Source organism: Streptomyces sp. f51 (assembly GCF_037940415.1).
GTDB lineage: Bacteria > Actinomycetota > Actinomycetes > Streptomycetales > Streptomycetaceae > Streptomyces.
On record NZ_CP149798.1, the window covers coordinates 4688025 to 4704545 of the forward strand.

Annotated in this window: 12 protein-coding genes; 8 read left to right on the plus strand and 4 right to left on the minus strand. The window is 70.8% G+C overall.

The window, feature by feature from the left end; translation table 11 throughout:
* Window positions 1-85: 85 nt before the first annotated feature.
* The 5 genes from WJM95_RS20555 (at window position 86) to WJM95_RS20575 (ending at window position 8871) form a co-directional block, all read left to right on the plus strand.
* On the plus strand, window positions 86-2122 hold the full coding sequence (locus tag WJM95_RS20555; RefSeq protein ID WP_339131149.1) for a thioredoxin domain-containing protein: 2037 nt from the start codon (window positions 86-88) through the stop codon (window positions 2120-2122).
* A 179-nt stretch (window positions 2123-2301) separates the two neighbouring features.
* Window positions 2302-3564, plus strand: a complete 1263-nt coding sequence (locus tag WJM95_RS20560; RefSeq protein ID WP_339131150.1) for a glycosyltransferase — start codon at window positions 2302-2304, stop codon at window positions 3562-3564.
* The gene (locus WJM95_RS20565; RefSeq protein WP_339131151.1) at window positions 3561-5255 is read left to right on the plus strand and encodes a phospholipid carrier-dependent glycosyltransferase; all 1695 of its coding nucleotides are present in this window, start codon (window positions 3561-3563) and stop codon (window positions 5253-5255) included. The genes WJM95_RS20560 and WJM95_RS20565 overlap by 4 nt, the downstream gene beginning before the upstream one ends.
* Complete coding sequence (locus WJM95_RS20570) at window positions 5252-6463, plus strand: glycosyltransferase family 2 protein (RefSeq protein ID WP_339131152.1); 1212 nt, start codon at window positions 5252-5254, stop codon at window positions 6461-6463. The genes WJM95_RS20565 and WJM95_RS20570 overlap by 4 nt, the downstream gene beginning before the upstream one ends.
* The gene (locus tag WJM95_RS20575; protein WP_339135721.1) at window positions 6463-8871 is read left to right on the plus strand and encodes a galactose oxidase early set domain-containing protein; all 2409 of its coding nucleotides are present in this window, start codon (window positions 6463-6465) and stop codon (window positions 8869-8871) included. Before WJM95_RS20570 ends, WJM95_RS20575 begins: the two co-directional genes overlap by 1 nt.
* Window positions 8872-8910: 39 nt before the next feature.
* Here the strand turns inward: WJM95_RS20575 and WJM95_RS20580 are convergent, their stop codons facing one another.
* The 4 genes from WJM95_RS20580 to WJM95_RS20595 all read right to left on the minus strand — a co-directional run bounded on the left by WJM95_RS20580 (window position 8911) and on the right by WJM95_RS20595 (window position 12712).
* A complete protein-coding gene (locus WJM95_RS20580; protein WP_339131153.1) occupies window positions 8911-9636 on the minus strand; it encodes a Mut7-C RNAse domain-containing protein in 726 nt (241 codons plus the stop codon).
* 4 nt (window positions 9637-9640) lie between these two features.
* Entirely contained in the window at window positions 9641-10303 is a 663-nt protein-coding gene (locus WJM95_RS20585; protein ID WP_339131154.1) for a TetR family transcriptional regulator, read from the minus strand.
* A gap of 5 nt (window positions 10304-10308) precedes the next feature.
* A complete protein-coding gene (locus WJM95_RS20590) occupies window positions 10309-11874 on the minus strand; it encodes an MFS transporter (protein ID WP_339131155.1) in 1566 nt (521 codons plus the stop codon).
* Between the two features lie 124 nt (window positions 11875-11998).
* Entirely contained in the window at window positions 11999-12712 is a 714-nt protein-coding gene (locus tag WJM95_RS20595; RefSeq protein ID WP_339131156.1) for a hemolysin III family protein, read from the minus strand.
* A gap of 322 nt (window positions 12713-13034) precedes the next feature.
* Here WJM95_RS20595 and WJM95_RS20600 point away from each other — a divergent pair, with 322 nt between their 5' ends.
* The 3 genes from WJM95_RS20600 (at window position 13035) to WJM95_RS20610 (ending at window position 16510) form a co-directional block, all read left to right on the plus strand.
* Window positions 13035-14852 (plus strand): phosphoenolpyruvate carboxykinase (GTP), encoded by a 1818-nt coding sequence (locus tag WJM95_RS20600; RefSeq protein ID WP_339131157.1) that lies wholly within the window; start codon window positions 13035-13037, stop codon window positions 14850-14852.
* 244 nt (window positions 14853-15096) lie between these two features.
* Entirely contained in the window at window positions 15097-16059 is a 963-nt protein-coding gene (locus tag WJM95_RS20605) for a serine/threonine-protein kinase (protein ID WP_339131158.1), read from the plus strand.
* Window positions 16046-16510 carry a hypothetical protein gene (locus tag WJM95_RS20610; RefSeq protein ID WP_339131159.1) on the plus strand — a complete coding sequence of 155 codons (465 nt, stop codon included), beginning with the start codon at window positions 16046-16048 and terminating at the stop codon, window positions 16508-16510. Before WJM95_RS20605 ends, WJM95_RS20610 begins: the two co-directional genes overlap by 14 nt.
* The last annotated feature ends 11 nt before the right edge of the window (window positions 16511-16521 follow it).

Genomic DNA, 16521 nt, shown 5'->3' on the forward strand with positions numbered 1-16521 from the left:
CCTACGAGTGTCCTTCGGCGAAGACGCGAACGCGAGGGGGCGTCGATCATTCGTGCCGTACCGGACGCCGTGGGAGAGTGGCAGGGTGAACCGACTGGCCCATGAGACGTCCCCGTATCTGCTCCAGCACGCCGACAACCCCGTCGACTGGTGGCCCTGGTCGGCCGAGGCCTTCGACGAGGCCCGCAGAAGCAACCGGCCCGTTCTGCTGAGCGTCGGGTACAGCAGCTGCCACTGGTGTCACGTCATGGCACACGAGTCCTTCGAGGACGAGGCGACCGCCGCCTATCTGAACGAACACTTCGTCAGCGTCAAGGTCGACCGCGAGGAGCGGCCCGACGTCGACGCCGTCTACATGGAGGCGGTGCAGGCGGCGACCGGGCAGGGCGGCTGGCCGATGACCGTGTTCCTCACCCCGGACGCCGAGCCCTTCTACTTCGGCACCTACTTCCCGCCCGAGCCCCGGCACGGCATGGCGTCCTTCGGCCAGGTGCTGGAGGGCGTGGCGACCGCGTGGAAGGACCGGCGGGACGAGGTCGCCGAGGTCGCGGGGAAGATCACGCGGGATCTCGCCGAGCGGGAGATGTCCTTCGGGGACAGCCGGGTGCCGGGCGAGGAGGACCTGGCCGGAGCGCTGCTCGGGCTCACCCGGGACTACGACGCCGCGCGCGGCGGATTCGGCGGCGCGCCCAAGTTCCCGCCGTCCATGGTGATCGAGTTCCTGCTGCGCCACCACGCGAGGACCGGCTCCGAGGGCGCCCTCCAGATGGCCGTGGACACCTGCGAGCGGATGGCGCGCGGCGGTCTCTACGACCAGCTCGGCGGTGGCTTCGCCCGCTACTCCGTCGACCGGGAGTGGGTGGTCCCGCACTTCGAGAAGATGCTCTATGACAACGCCCTCCTGTGCCGGGCCTACGCCCATCTCTGGCGGGCCACCGGGTCCGAGCTCGCGCGGCGGGTCGCGCTGGAGACCGCGGACTTCATGGTCCGTGAACTGCGCACCACCGAGGGCGGGTTCGCCTCCGCGCTCGACGCCGACAGCGACGACGGCAGCGGCCGGCACGTCGAGGGCGCCTACTACGTGTGGACGCCCGCGCAGTTGCGCGAGGCGCTCGGTGAGGAGGACGCCGCACTCGCCGCGCAGTACTTCGGGGTCACCGAGGAGGGCACCTTCGAGGAGGGCGCCTCCGTGCTCCAGCTTCCGCAGCAGGAGGGCGTCTTCGAGGCGGAGCGGATCGCCTCCGTGCGGGAGCGGCTGCTCGCGGCCCGGGCCGGGCGCCCGGCCCCCGGACGCGACGACAAGGTGGTCGCCGCCTGGAACGGGCTCGCGGTGGCCGCCCTCGCGGAGACCGGCGCCTACTTCGGCCGCCCCGACCTGGTGGAGGCCGCGATCGGCGCCGCCGACCTCCTCGTACGGCTGCACCTGGACGACCGGGCGCGGCTGGTCCGTACGAGCAAGGACGGCCGGGCCGGCGCCCACGCGGGGGTCCTTGAGGACTACGCGGACGTCGCCGAGGGCTTCCTCGCGCTGACGTCCGTGACCGGGGAAGGGGTCTGGCTGGAGTTCGCCGGGTTCCTGCTCGACCACGTCCTCGCCCAGTTCACGGACGCCGAGTCGGGTGCGCTCTACGACACGGCCGCCGACGCGGAGCGGCTGATCCGCCGGCCGCAGGACCCCACCGACAACGCCACGCCCTCGGGCTGGAGCGCCGCGGCCGGGGCGCTGCTCTCCTACAGCGCGCAGACCGGCGCCGAACCCCATCGCACCGCCGCCGAGCGGGCGCTCGGTGTCGTGAAGGCGCTCGGGCCCCGGGCGCCCCGTTTCATCGGCTGGGGGCTCGCGGTGGCCGAGGCGCTGCTCGACGGTCCCCGGGAGGTCGCGGTGGTCGGCGGGACGGACGATCCCGATACAACGGCCCTGCGGCGGGCGGCACTTCTGGGCACCACGCCGGGGACCGTGGTGGCGGTGGGTGAACCGGGCAGTGACGAGCTGCCGCTGCTCGCCGGGCGCCCCCTGGTGGACGGGAGGCCGGCCGCGTACGTCTGCCGTAACTTCGCGTGTGACGCCCCGACGACCGATCCCGACCGTCTTCGCGCGGCTCTGAACGGCCGAAACACGTAACCCCCAACCGGTCCAAAGGCCCCAGAGGGCGGTTTGTTCGGCAATTTGACCGAGCGTGATGAAACACGCTCTTCATCGGGGCAACCCGTGTCCTTCACAGATCACCCATAGCTTCTGCGTGGGGTCGTGGCAGCCGTTACGCGCTGTCACGACGGGGGTTAGGGGATCTGGGGGGATCTGTGCTCACGTCTGCCTTCATCGCTGCTGTTTCTCTGTCGCTCTTCTGGATGGCCGCCTTCACCCTGTGGTGGCAGATGCACGCGTGGCGTACGCCCGAAGTGCTCGCCTCCACCCGGTTCGCCAGTCCGGACGGGGGTGAGGGCCTGTCCTTCTCGCTGCTGCTCCCCGCGCGGCACGAGCAGGCCGTGCTCGACCACACCATCCGGCGGCTGCTGGAATCCGGCCACGCCGACTTCGAGATCATCGTCATCGTGGGGCACGACGATCCGGAGACCACCGAGGTGGCCCGGAGCGCCGAGGCGCGCGATCCGCGCGTCCGGGTCGTCGTCGACCGCCACGAGAGGAAGAACAAGCCGAAGGCCATGAACACGGCCCTGCCGCACTGCCGCGGCGACGTGGTCGGGGTCTTCGACGCCGAGGACCAGGTCCATCCGGAGCTGCTCGCCCATGTCGAGCACGCGTTCCGCACGACGGGAGCGGACGTCGTCCAGGGCGGGGTGCAGCTCATCGACTTCCACTCCAGCTGGTACAGCCTGCGCAACTGCCTGGAGTACTTCTTCTGGTTCCGCTCCCGCCTTCACCTGCACGCGCAGAAGGGGTTCATCCCGCTCGGCGGCAACACCGTCTTCGTACGGACGGCGGTCCTGCGGGAGGCCGGCGGCTGGGACCCCGACTGCCTCGCGGAGGACTGCGACCTGGGCGTACGGCTGTCCAGCGTCGGCAAGAAGGTCGTCGTCGCCTACGACTCCGCCATGGTGACCAGGGAGGAGACGCCCGGCTCCCTGATGTCGCTGCTCAAACAGCGCACCCGGTGGAACCAGGGCTTCCTCCAGGTCTACCGCAAGCGCGACTGGAAGCAACTGCCCGGCTTCGGACAGCGGTTGCTCGCCCGCTACACGCTGATGACGCCGTATCTCCAGGCGTTCTCCGGAGTGATCATCCCGCTGAACGTGGCGGTGGCGCTCTTCCTCGACGTGCCCGTCGGGATCGCCTTCGTCACCTTCCTGCCCGCCGTGACCGCCCTGGTGACCTTCGTCTTCGAGATCGTCGGACTGCACGACTTCGGCAAGCAGTACGGGCTGCGCGTCCGCCCCGTGCACTACCTGAAGCTGGTCGCCGGCGGTCCCTTCTACCAGGTGCTGCTCGCGGGTGCCGCCGTGCGCGCCGTCTGGCGTGAGCAACGGGGGCGCAACGACTGGGAGTTGACCAGTCATGTCGGCGCGCATCTCACCGACGCGATCCGAGAGGACGTCCCCGCGTGACCTCCACCCTTCCCGCGGCGACCGCACCCACGGTCCCCGCGCAGCGGCCTCCCGCGCCCGAAAGCGTTCCCGTCGCGCCTCCCGGCCCGCTCTTCCGCGGCTCGCGCCCCGATCTGGTCCTGTGCGCGGTGCTGCTCGCGGCGATCCTCGTCGTGCAGGGCTGGAACATCGCCGCCTATCCGGCCCTGAGCGACGACGAGGGCACCTACCTCGCCCAGGCCTGGTCCGTCCAGCAGGGCAGGGGCCTGGCCCACTACACGTACTGGTACGACCACCCGCCGCTCGGCTGGCTCCAGATCGCCCTGGTGACCTGGATTCCCGCGCGCATCGGCCCGTCGCTGATGACGGTCGGCTCGATGCGCCCGATGATGCTGGTGATCAGCGCGGTGAGCGCGGTCCTGCTGTACGTCCTGGCGCGGCGGCTGTCCCTGCCGCGCTGGGCGGCCGGGCTCGCGATGGTCCTCTTCGGTCTCTCCCCGCTCTCGGTCGTGCTCCAGCGGGAGATCTTCCTCGACAACATCGCGGTGATGTGGACGCTGCTCGCGTTCTGCCTGGCCGCGTCGCCGAGCCGTCACCTCTGGCACCACTTCGGCGCGGGCCTCGCGGCCGCCGCCGCCGTGCTGACCAAGGAGACGATGCTGGTCGTCCTGCCCGCGCTGTTCGTCACGATGTGGCGGCACAGCCATCGCGACACCCGCAAGTTCGCGCTCACCGGCGCCGTCACCGCCTGCGTCCTGATCGGCGCCGCCTACCCGCTCTTCGCCCTGCTCAAAGGCGAGTTGCTCCCCGGCGGCGGGCATGTCTCGCTGTGGGAGGGCATCACCTACCAGATGAGCCGCCCCGGCTCGGGCTTCGTCCTGGAGCACGGCACCGGCTCGTACGGTGTGCTGCACTCCTGGCTGTACTACGACCAGATCCTGCCGCTCGGCGGGCTCGCCGGAGCCCTGCTGCTCCTGGTCACCTTCCGCTGGTCGGTGACCGCGCGCGCCCTGGCCGGACCCGCGCTCACCGTGGCGATCCTCGCCGTGGTGGCCCTGCGCCCGAACGGCTACCTGCCCGCGATGTACGTCATCCAGGCGCTGCCCTTCCTCGCCCTCGTCCTCGCCGGAGGCACCGCGAGCGTCGCCCACGCCGTGCTGCGCAGACGGCGCACGGACGCGGAACGGGCGTATGTGACGTGGGGGCGGCGGGGACTGGCCGCCGCGCTGGCGGTGGCCGCCTGCGCCCTCGTCGTGCCGCGCTGGTACGACGGCGACCGCACCGCCGTGACCGCGGACGCCAACGCCCCCTACCGGGCGGCCTCCTCCTGGCTCAGGACCGAGGTGAAGGACCCCGCGGACACCCGGGTCCTGGTCGACGACGCGCTCTGGCTCGACCTGGTGCACGACGGCTACCGGCCGGGCCTCGGCGCCATCTGGTTCTACAAGGCGGACCTCGACCCCGCGGTCACCAGGACGCTGCCACGCGGCTGGAGGGACCTCGACTACGTGGTCGCCTCCCCGACGGTCCGGCGCGACGCGCCCGACCTGCCGAACGTGAGGGCCGCGATCGAGCACTCCACGGCCGTCGCCACCTTCGGCACGGGCGAGGACCGCATCGAGATCCGGCGGATCGACGGCGGCGGTGACACCGGCGACACCGGCGACAGCAAGGACACCACCACCACGGCCCGTTCCGGAGGCAGTCGATGAGCAGCTTCGAGAGCACCGCCCCCGGCGGACTGGGCGAACTGGGCGATCCGGCGGTACGCGTCGCCGCGATCCCCGAACCCGGCGCCGTCACCGTCGTCGTACCGACCTTCAACGAGGCAGCGAACATAAGGGAGTTGCTGCACCAGATCACCGACTCGGTGCCGGCCGGGCTGCCCTGCGAGGTGGTCTTCGTGGACGACTCCACGGACGACACCCCCGAGGTGATCAAGCAGGCGGCCCGGGACTGCCCGTTCCCGGTGACCGTCCTGCACCGCGAGGTGCCCGAGGGCGGGCTCGGCGGGGCGGTGGTCGAGGGACTCAGGGCGGCGAGCTCCCAGTGGATCGTCGTCATGGACGGGGACTGCCAGCATCCGCCCTCCCTGATACCGGAGTTGATCGCCTCGGGGGAGCGCACGCACGCGAGCCTCGTGGTCGCCAGCCGGTACGTCGAGGGCGGCAGCAGGGCCGGACTCGCGGGCGGCTACCGGATCGCCGTGTCGCGCGCCGCGACCTGGCTGACCAAGGCCCTCTTCCCGCGCGCGCTGCGGGGCATCAGCGACCCGATGAGCGGGTTCTTCGCGATCCGGCGCAGCGCGGTCACCGCCGAGGCGCTGCGGCCGCTCGGCTACAAGATCCTGCTCGAACTCGCCGTGCGCAGCCGTCCCCGTCAGGTCACCGAGGTCCCCTTCGTCTTCCAGGACCGCTTCGCGGGCGAGTCCAAGTCGACGGCGGCGGAGGGCCTGCGGTTCCTGCGCCACCTCGTGGGACTGCGCACCGCCTCGCGGGCCGCCCGCATGGTGGTCTTCGGCCTGCTCGGCGCCACCGGCTTCGTGCCGAACCTGCTCGGCCTGTACGCGCTCACCGCCGCCGGACTGCACTACGTACCGGCGGAGATCCTCGCCAACCAGCTCGGCGTGGCCTGGAACTTCCTGCTCATCGAGCATCTGCTGTTCCGGGAACGCCGCAGGCACCGCAAGGGGTGGGACCGGGCGGGCCGGTTCGCGCTGCTCGCCAACGCCGACCTGGTGCTGCGCATCCCGCTGATCGCGTTCTTCGTCGGCCACCTCGGCATGGGCGCCCTGTCCGCGACGGCCCTGGCCCTGGTGACGACCTTCGTCCTGCGCTTCGCGGGGACCGAGGCGCTGGTGTATCTGCCGCGCCGTGGAAGCGGCCGGCACGGCGGCCGTACGACGGGGAGGGCCGCGTGATGTCCCGGGTGGGACCACGAAGGAGAACCGCGCTGCTGGCCGTGACGGGCCTGGCCGCCGGGCTGCTGCTGGTGGCCCCGCAGCCCGCGTCCGCCGCCAACCTCGTCACCAACCCCGGCTTCGAGACCGCCGGCACCGACGGCATGCCGTCCTGCTGGGAGAAGTCCGGCTGGGGCGACAACGACTTCGCCTTCGCGACCGTGTCCGACGCCCACTCGGGCACCAAGGCCATGAAGGTCACGCTGACCCGCCGGGCCGACGGCGACCGCAAGGCGCTGATCACCGAGTCCACCGCGTGCGCGCCGGTCGTCACCGCGGGCCGGCAGTACGACCTCGGCCTCTTCTACAAGACGACGACCCCCGACGCGGCGATCACGCTGTTCCGGCACGACACCACCGCCGGCTGGCAGTACTGGACCGACCTCAAGACCCTGGACCTGTCGGCGGCCTGGGCGCCCGCGACGGTGCGCACCCCGGCGGTCCCGGCGGGCACCGACCGCATCACCTGGGGCGTCTCCGTGTACGGCACGGGTTCGGCGACCACCGACGACTACACGATGGAGCAGGTCTCCGATCCGATCCCGCCGGCCACCTGCACGGCCACGGCCGAGGAGTGCGCGAACGGGAGGTGGACGGTGCTGCCCACGCAGAACCCGGTCCGCTCGATGCACTCCGTGGTGCTCAACAACGGCAAGGTGCTGCTGATCGCGGGCTCGGGCAACAGCGAGGAGAACTTCGACGCGGGCACGTTCACCTCGGCGGTCTACGACCCGGCGACCGGCTCGTACAAGGTGATCCCGACGCCCAAGGACATGTTCTGCTCCGGACACGTCCAGCTGGCCGACGGACGGGTGCTGGTGCTCAGCGGCAACAAGGCGTTCCCGGTCGCGGGCGGCCACGGGTACGAGGGGTACAGGGAGTCGTACCTCTTCGACCCGGTCACCGAGACGTACAGCAGGACGAACGACCTCAACGACGGCCACTGGTATCCGTCCGCGACCGAGCTGGGCAACGGCGACATCATCTCGTTCGGCGGTCTGCGCGAGGACTCCTCCGGCTCGGTGACCGCCGAGCGCTGGTCGAACGCCCAGCAGCAGTGGCTGCCGTTGTGGCAGGTCAACCAGACGTGGTCGTTCTGGGGGCTGTACCCGTCGATGATCCTGATGCAGGACGGGCGGCTCTTCTACTCGGGCAGCCATGTCTTCGGCAACGGCACCCCGGGCACCGGCTCGGCGGTCTACGACTACGACGCCAACACCACGACCGCGATCCCCGGACTCCAGAACAAGGACCAGCGCGACCAGTCCGCGAGCGTGCTGCTGCCCCCGGCCCAGGACCAGAAGGTCCTCACCCTCGGCGGCGGCAACATCGACTCGAACCCGGACGCGGGCCGGCTCACCGACATCATCGACCTCAAGGCCGCCAACCCGGCGTACACGATGGGTCCGCAGATCCCGCAGGGCACGGTGGACCTCGGCGCCGGCCAGGTGGCCGAGACCGGAGCCCAGGGAAAGATGTACGTCTCCGCGGTGCTGCTGCCCGACGGCAAGGTCCTGGAGACGGGCGGCGCCCTGCACAACCGCGCCGATCCGGTCCGCGAGGCGTCGATCTTCGACCCGGCGACCACGACCTTCGACCCGGTGGCCGCCGATCCGGAGGACCGCGGCTACCACTCCTCGGCGTTCCTGCTGCCGGACGGCCGGGTGATGGCCACCGGTGACAACCCGGGCAACGGCACCTGGAACCACGACGTGTCGATCTACACCCCGCCCTACCTCCTCAAGGGCACCCGTCCGACGATCACCTCGGTGATCGACGGCGAGTGGGTGTACGGGGACACGCAGCGCATCACGGTCGACCGGCCCGTCGTGAAGGCCGAGTTGATCCGGCCCGCGGCCGTGACGCACTCCTCCGACCCCAACCAGCGGTTCGTGGACCTGCCGTTGAGCGTGGACGGGAACAACGTCGACCTCAATGTGACGAGCAACCCGAACCTGGCGCCGCCCGGTTGGTACATGCTCTTCGCGGTCGACGCCAACGGCGTTCCCTCGGTGGCCAGGTGGGTCCACCTCCAGGGTCCGTCCGCGCTCGCCACGGACACCGCCTCGGCGCACGTGCACTCCTTCGCCGACTCCCTGACGGGCACCGTCACCGGGGCCGGCGGGAAGCGGACCTCGCAGAAGGTGTCCATCACCCTCTCCGGCTGCGACCGCCACTACGGCACGGTCGGCGTCTGCGTTCCCACGGTCTTCCCGGACGGAGTGAGGAGGACGACGGCCTCCCGCTGCGCCTGGCTGAAAGAGAACGGCTACGGACGGCTGCGGATCAACGGAAAGGACGACCCGCTCGGCCTCGACCCCAACCGGGACGGACTGGCCTGCGGAGCAAGGGATCTGATCAGACGTTAGGCGCGGACGGCGGGCGGCCGGGCTCCGACGGCCGGTCCGTCAGGTCCCGAACTCCGCGAGGGCGCGTTCCACGACGGTCTCCAGCCGGTCGTGGTGCGCGCCCTTCCAGTAGGCACGCCCGCACTCGGCGCACTGCGCGAAGACGTCGTACGACCGCTCGGTGCCGCTCTCCAACTGGTCGGCGACCTGCTCCTTGGTGGCCTCGGCGAGCAGTCCGTTGCACGCCGTGCAGCGTGTCCAGGGCTTCAGCTCGGGTGCGAACCGTCCCAGCACGTCCCGGAGTTGGTCGTCGGGCTGGGTGCTGTAGACGAAGCCGCCCGCCCACAGCTCGCGGCGCCGCAGCAGCCCGCGGTCGCGGCTGAGCAGGACGCGCCGCTCGGCCGCCGAACGGGCGGCGAGCGCCGGGTCTCCGATGTCGGTGGACTCGTACGCCGTGTCGACGCCCAGCAGGCGCATCCGGCGGGCGAGGGTGCCGAGATGGACGTCCAGGAGGAAGCGCAGCGGCGCGCCGGGCACCCGCTGCGGGCGTTCGACGGCGCGGACGCGCACGGACTCCTCGGCCGCCGGGATGTGCGAGAAGGGCACCTGCCGCCCGTCGACGACCAGGGCGCCGACCTCGGTCAGCGGGACGCCGAGCGACTCGACGACATGGCCGAGCGTGGAGACGCCGTCGGTGCCGACGGGAGTCACCCCCGAGCGGCGGGCGTGCGGGACGAACAGCCCCAGTTCGGGGGCGAATTCGATGTGGATCTCCGGTCCGTTCACCCGGTCAGGATGTCACGCGGGGCGCCCGCGTGGCCTCCGGGTTTCGCGGCGGCAGACCGTGCTCCAGGACGTCCACCGCTCGTTCGACGAGGCCGGCGAAGTCGTCCCGGTGGCCGTTCTCGGCCCAGTAGAGCGAGGTCTCCATGAGACCGCCGATCAGGGACATCGCGAAGACACGGACCTCCAGGCTGTCCGGGTCGCGGCCGGTGCGCTCGCCGATGGCCCGGCTCAGCAGGCGACCGGTGACCGACGCGCTCTCCATCATCCGGGAGCGCACCGCGGGCACCTCGACCATCAGCCGGGTCCGCAGCCGGCTGACCTGGGGATCCTCGGAGTCCCCGAGGCCCACGGCCTTGCCGAGCACATGCCGCAGGGAGTCGAACCACGGCTCGTCCGCGGGGCGTTCGCGCAGTTCCTGTTCGAGCAGCGGGTCGTACTCGTCCGTGAGGACGATGTCCTCCTTGGTGGGGAAGTAACGGAACACCGTGGAGGGTGAGACCTCGGCCGCCTCCGCGATCTGCTCGATCGTGGTGGCGTCGTACCCCTGCCGCTCGATCAGCCGGTACGTCGCCTCGCGGATCGCGATGCGGGTTTTGATCTTCTTCCGCTCGCGGAGCCCGGGCTGGGGCTCCGCGGCGGGAGTGGAACTCTGTGCGGTGGCGGCCATGGGTCTCATTGTCCGGCATCGGCCGTGGCCGGTGCCATGTCGGTGCCCTCCTCGGACGCGGGGGCGGACCGGGGCGGGCTCGGCAGCAGCGCCGCCGCCAGCAGCGCGGTGACCAGCGCGGCGACCCCGCTGACCAGCAGGACCAGGTCCATGCCGTGGACGTACGCGGCGTTCGCGGCGGCGTCGAGGGCCCGGTCGCCGAGCCGTCCGGCGACGACATGGGCGCCGACCACCGAGCCGTCGGCGGCCCGCACGGCGGCCGGCGGCAGCGCGGAGGTGTCGAGGCGGTCGGCGTAGGTGCTCGCCAGCAGGGAGCCGAGCAGGGCGATACCGATCGCGCCGCCCACCTGGCGGACCGTCATCAGCAGCCCGGAGCCGCTGCCGGCCCGGTCGCGGGGGAGGGTGCCGAGGGCGGCGGACATCGCGGGCACCACGGCGAAGCCGAAGCCGAGACCGGCGACGGAGAGCCACAGGGCGGTGACGCCGTACCCGTCGCCGACCGCCGTACGGCTGCCGAGGAACGCGGCGAAGGCGAGGACGACGAGACCCGCGCCGATCACCCCGCGTCCCCCGAAGCGGGCGACCAGCGGCTGGGCGCCCCGGGAGGCGATCAGCAGCCCGCCCATCATCGGCAGCGTCCGTACGCCGGTCGCGAGGGCGTCGTGGCCGAGCACCGCCTGGAGGTACTGCGGCAGCACGAACATCAGGCCGGACAGGACGAACATGACGAGCGTCGCGGCGAGGGTGTTGAGCAGGAAGCCGCGCCGGCCGAGCAGGGCGAGGTCCAGCATCGGACGCGGGCTGCGGCGTTCGCGGACCACGAGCAGGGTGATCAGGGCGGCGGAGGCGGCGAAGCAGGCGAGGACGAGCGGGTCGCCCCAGCCGCGGGACGGGGCCTCGATGATCGCGTAGACGAGGACGCCGAGACCGACCGCCGTGAGCGCGGTGGACAGGGCGTCAACCCGTGGTGCGGCGGGGTCACGGGTCTCGGGCAGCAGGAGGACGCAGGCGGTGATGCCGATGGCGGCCATCGGCACGTTGACCAGGAACACCGATCCCCACCAGAAGTGGTTCAGGAGCCAGCCGCCGATGATCGGACCGAGCGGCAGGCCGAGGGCCGAGGCGGCGGAGACGGCGCCGACCGCCCTGGTGCGCTCGTCGGGTCCGAACAGCGAGGGCAGCACGGCGAGCGCGAGCGGCATCACCAGCGCGCCGCCGACGCCCATCAGGGCGCGGGCGACGATCACCCAGGTGACGTCGTCGACGAGGGAACCGGCCAGGGAGCCGGCGAGGAAGACCGCGAGGCCGGTGATGAGCATGCGGCGCCGTCCGAAGCGGTCGCCGAGCAGGCCCGCGGGAAGCATCAGCGAGGCGAAGACGACGACGTAGGCGTCCGCCATCCACTGCTGCTGACCGGTGGACGCGCCGAGGTCCCGGGCCATCGTCGGCAGGGCCACGTTCAGGATCGTCATGTCGAAGCCGAGCACCAGCATGCTCGCGACCAGGGCCCCCAGGGCCCACCAGCGGCGGGGGTCGCGCCGAACGGCGCCGTCGTGCGTGAGAGTCGCCATGAAATGAGAGTAACTTTCAAAAGATGGTTGCTGTCAATCGAAAGGGGCTCCCAGGGCGTGAAAACGAGCAGTGGCCGCGGCTGGGGAGCCGCGGCCACTGGGGGAAGGGGGTGGTGTCGGGGGGTCAGCCGTGCTGGTAGGCCACCAGGGAGATGCCGACGTAGTGGACGATGAAGGCCGCGAGGGTCAGGGAGTGGAAGACCTCGTGGAACCCGAACCAGCGGGGTGACGGGTTGGGCCGCTTGATCCCGTAGATCACTCCGCCCGCGCTGTAGAGCAGCCCGCCGACGATCACCAGGACGAGCACGGCGATGCCGCCCGTGCGCATGAAGTCGGGCAGGAAGAAGACGGCCGCCCAGCCCATGGCGATGTAGCAGGGCGTGTAGAGCCAGCGCGGGGCGCCGACCCAGAACACCCGGAAGACGATGCCCGCCGCCGCGGCGGCCCAGATGCTCCACAGGAGCCACTGGCCCTTGGCGTCGGGCAGCAGGAGCAGGGTCAGCGGCGTGTAGGTGCCCGCGATGATCAGGAAGATGTTCGCGTGGTCGAGTCTGCGCAGGACGCCGTCCATGCGCGGGCTCCAGTCGCCGCGGTGGTACAGGGCGCTGACCCCGAACAGGAGGCAGGCGGTCAGGGCGAAGACCCCGCAGGCGATGCGGCCGCGGGTCGAGTCCGCCAGTGCGGTGAGAACCAGTCCGGAGACGAGGGCGGCCGGGAACATGCCGAGGTGCAGCCAGCCGCGGAGCTTGGGCTTGATCTCTTCCGACAAGGAGTGCGCGACGGACGTGCGGCCGGCGGCCGGCGAGTCCGTGGGCGCGTCGGGGACGGACGCAGTCATGGGCCGAATCGTACCTACGGAACCGTAAGTTACGTATCAGTGCCGCGTAAGCGAACCGCAAGAGTGGCCATGATCTCACCCCGTCGGGGGGAGCCGCCGGGGTACCCACGATGAACCCGGAGTGAGCGGGCGGAAACCTTCCGGGAAGTGGCGATGCTCACTCCGCTCAGGTGTGAGGCTCTCTGGACATATGCGCGGATCGGTCCGATCATCAAATGAGTGCGGTCGGCACCGGATGAGCGCCAGAGGTCCAACCACCGAGAAGCATCCGGGTCGCAGCCCCCACGGGGCACAACAACAAACCCCTCATTTAGGAGCAATCGTGGCGCGCGACATCGCGGCTCCCGTCCCGACCAACCACAAAGAACTGATCTCGTGGGTCAACGAGATCGCCGAACTGACCGAGCCGGACAGTGTGGTCTGGTGCGACGGATCCGAGGCCGAGTACGAGCGACTGAGCGAGGAGCTCGTCCGCAAGGGCACCTTCAAGAAGCTCGACCCGATCAAGCGCCCCAACTCCTACTACGCCGCCTCCGACCCGACCGATGTCGCGCGGGTCGAGGACCGGACGTACATCTGCTCCGAGAAGGAGCAGGACGCGGGCCCGACCAACCACTGGAAGGCCCCCGCCGAGATGCGGGAGATCTTCCGGGGCGAGCAGGGCGTCTTCCGCGGCTCGATGCGCGGCCGGACGATGTACGTCGTCCCGTTCTGCATGGGCCCGCTCGGCTCGGACCTGTCCGCGATAGGCGTCGAGATCACCGACTCCGCCTACGTCGCCGTGTCCATGCGCACCATGACCCGTATGGGACAGCCGGTCCTGGACGAGCTCGGCACCGACGGCTTCTTCGTGCGTGCAGTGCACACGCTCGGAGCGCCGCTGGCCGAGGGCGAGGCCGATGTGCCGTGGCCGTGCAACTCCACGAAGTACATCTCCCACTTCCCCGAGACCCGTGAGATCTGGTCGTACGGCTCCGGCTACGGCGGCAACGCCCTGCTCGGCAAGAAGTGCTACGCCCTGCGCATAGCCTCCGTCATGGCGCGCGACGAGGGCTGGCTCGCCGAGCACATGCTGATCCTCAAGCTGACGCCGCCGCAGGGCGAGTCGAAGTACGTGGCCGCCGCCTTCCCGAGCGCCTGCGGCAAGACCAACCTGGCCATGCTGGAGCCGACGGTCTCCGGCTGGACGGTCGAGACCATCGGTGACGACATCGCCTGGATGCGGTTCGGCGAGGACGGCCGTCTCTACGCGATCAACCCCGAGGCCGGCTTCTTCGGCGTCGCGCCCGGCACCGGCGAGCACACCAACGCCAACGCGATGAAGACGCTGTGGGGCAACTCCGTCTTCACCAACGTCGCGCTGACCGACGACAACGACATCTGGTGGGAGGGCATGACGGAGGAGACTCCGGCCCACCTGACCGACTGGAAGGGCAACGACTGGACGCCCGAGTCCGGTTCGCCCGCCGCGCACCCCAACGCCCGCTTCACGGTGCCCGCCTCGCAGTGCCCGATCATCGCGCCGGAGTGGGAGGACCCCAAGGGCGTCCCGATCTCGGCGATCCTCTTCGGTGGCCGCCGCGCCACGGCCGTCCCGCTGGTGACCGAGTCCTTCGACTGGAACCACGGCGTCTTCCTCGGCGCCAACGTGGCCTCCGAGAAGACCGCCGCCGCCGAGGGCAAGGTCGGCGAACTGCGCCGCGACCCCTTCGCCATGCTGCCGTTCTGCGGCTACAACATGGGCGACTACATGGGCCACTGGGTCGACGTCGCCAAGGACAAGGACCAGGCGAAGCTCCCGAAGATCTACTACGTGAACTGGTTCCGCAAGAACGACGCGGGCAAGTTCGTGTGGCCCGGCTTCGGCGAGAACAGCCGTGTCCTGAAGTGGATCGTCGAGCGCCTCGACGGCAGGGCCGAGGGCGTCGAGACCCCGATCGGCGTCCTGCCGACCCGTGAGTCCCTCGACACCGACGGTCTCGAACTGGCCGACGCCGACCTCGACTTCCTGCTCACGGTCGACAAGGAGGTCTGGCGCGAGGAGGCCGCCCTGGTCCCCGACCACCTCAACACCTTCGGCGATCACACGCCCAAGGAGCTGTGGGACGAGTACCGCGCCCTGGTGCAGCGCCTGGGCTGAGGCCCTCAACCACTCCGCGGCCGACCCGAGTTGCCCTGACCTGCGACCGATGCGGCGTCGGCCGCGGTGACCGCGCCCGCCGGGGTTCCGCGCACATCCGTGCGGGACCCCGGCTTTTTCGTGCCCGATGCTCCCACCCGTGCCGGAACGGCTGAAAAAGCGGGGATTTCGAGGGACACTCCTGACATCCTGCACTGAACCCCGAAATGAGGTGGGCGGGGTGCGTACGCCTGTCAGTGACCCCATGAAGATCGGTCCGTACCGCATCGTGGGCCGGCTCGGCTCCGGTGGCATGGGATGGGTGTATCTCGGCCGCTCGCCCGCCGGGCGCGAGGTCGCGGTCAAGGTGGTGCGGCCCGAACTGGCCGCGGAGGGCGAGTTCCGGGAGCGCTTCGCGCGCGAGGTCGCCGCGGCCCGGGTCGTCAGCGGCGCCTACACCGCGGCCGTGGTCGACGCCGACACCGAGGCCGAACTGCCGTGGCTGGCCACCCTGTACGTGCCCGGCCCCTCGCTCGCCGAGGCGGTCCAGGCCGACGGACCCCTGCCCGAGCCGCAGGTGCGGCGGCTCGGCGCGGGCCTGGTCGAGGCGCTCCAGGCCATCCACGCGGCCCGCGTGGTGCACCGGGACCTCAAACCGGCCAACGTGCTCCTCGCCGCGGACGGGCCGCGTGTCATCGACTTCGGGATCTCCCGGGTGGACGGCGCCCCGGGCCTCACCCAGGTCGGCGTCGTCGTCGGCACCCCGCCGTTCATGTCGCCCGAGCAGATCAGGGGGGCCGAGGTGGGCCCGGAGAGTGATGTCTTCTCCCTCGGCGGAGTCCTGGTGTACGCGCTCACGGGGCGGCCGCCGCACGGCAGCGGGGAGGCCGTCCGCTACCGCGTCGCCTTCGAGGAACCCGGACTCGACGGCATCGCGGGGCCGATGCGGGACCTGGTCGCGCGCTGTCTGGCCAAGCGCCCCGAGGACCGGCCCCGGCTGGACCGGCTCCTGGACATGCTGCTGGAACGCGAGCCCGGCCGGGCCGACTGGCCGCCGCCCACCGTCGCCCACAGCATCAAGGTGCGCACCCAGGATCTGATCAAGCGCCGCAAGGAGAGCACCAGCGTGTCCGTACCCTCCTGTCTGCTCTCGCACGCCCAGGCGCTGCTCGACGCCGGACTGACCGACGCGATGGTCGCCGAGGCGGTGGGCCGTGGCGACGCCTGACTCCTTTCCGGGCCGGGGCCGGGAGATCCTCGAAATCGGAACGCACTGGCGGCAGCTGGTGCAGAACTGGGTGGCCAAACGGAATTTCCACACCGTGACCGACACGGTTTCCGTCTCCATGCGATTCGACATCGAGGAAACGGGCCGGATGGTTACCGTCCGGTTCATGACGACCAAGAGACTGCTGGTCGCTTTCGCCACCGACGGGCATTTCCTGCGCAAGGACCAACTGGCCCTCGCCGCCGCCGCGTCGAACGCGTGGAACACCGAACAGCTCCACCCCATGCTGTCCGTCTGGGACGTACGGGGGCCGCGCCCCTGCCTCGCGGGCGTGTGCGACCTTCCCCTGACCTGTCGCATGACGCAAACGGATTTCGATGCTTTGGCCAGCGATTGGGTGGAACGGGCGAGACAGATGTTCACCCGATGCCATCAGGTGTTCGAGTTGTAGAAGTGAATTCC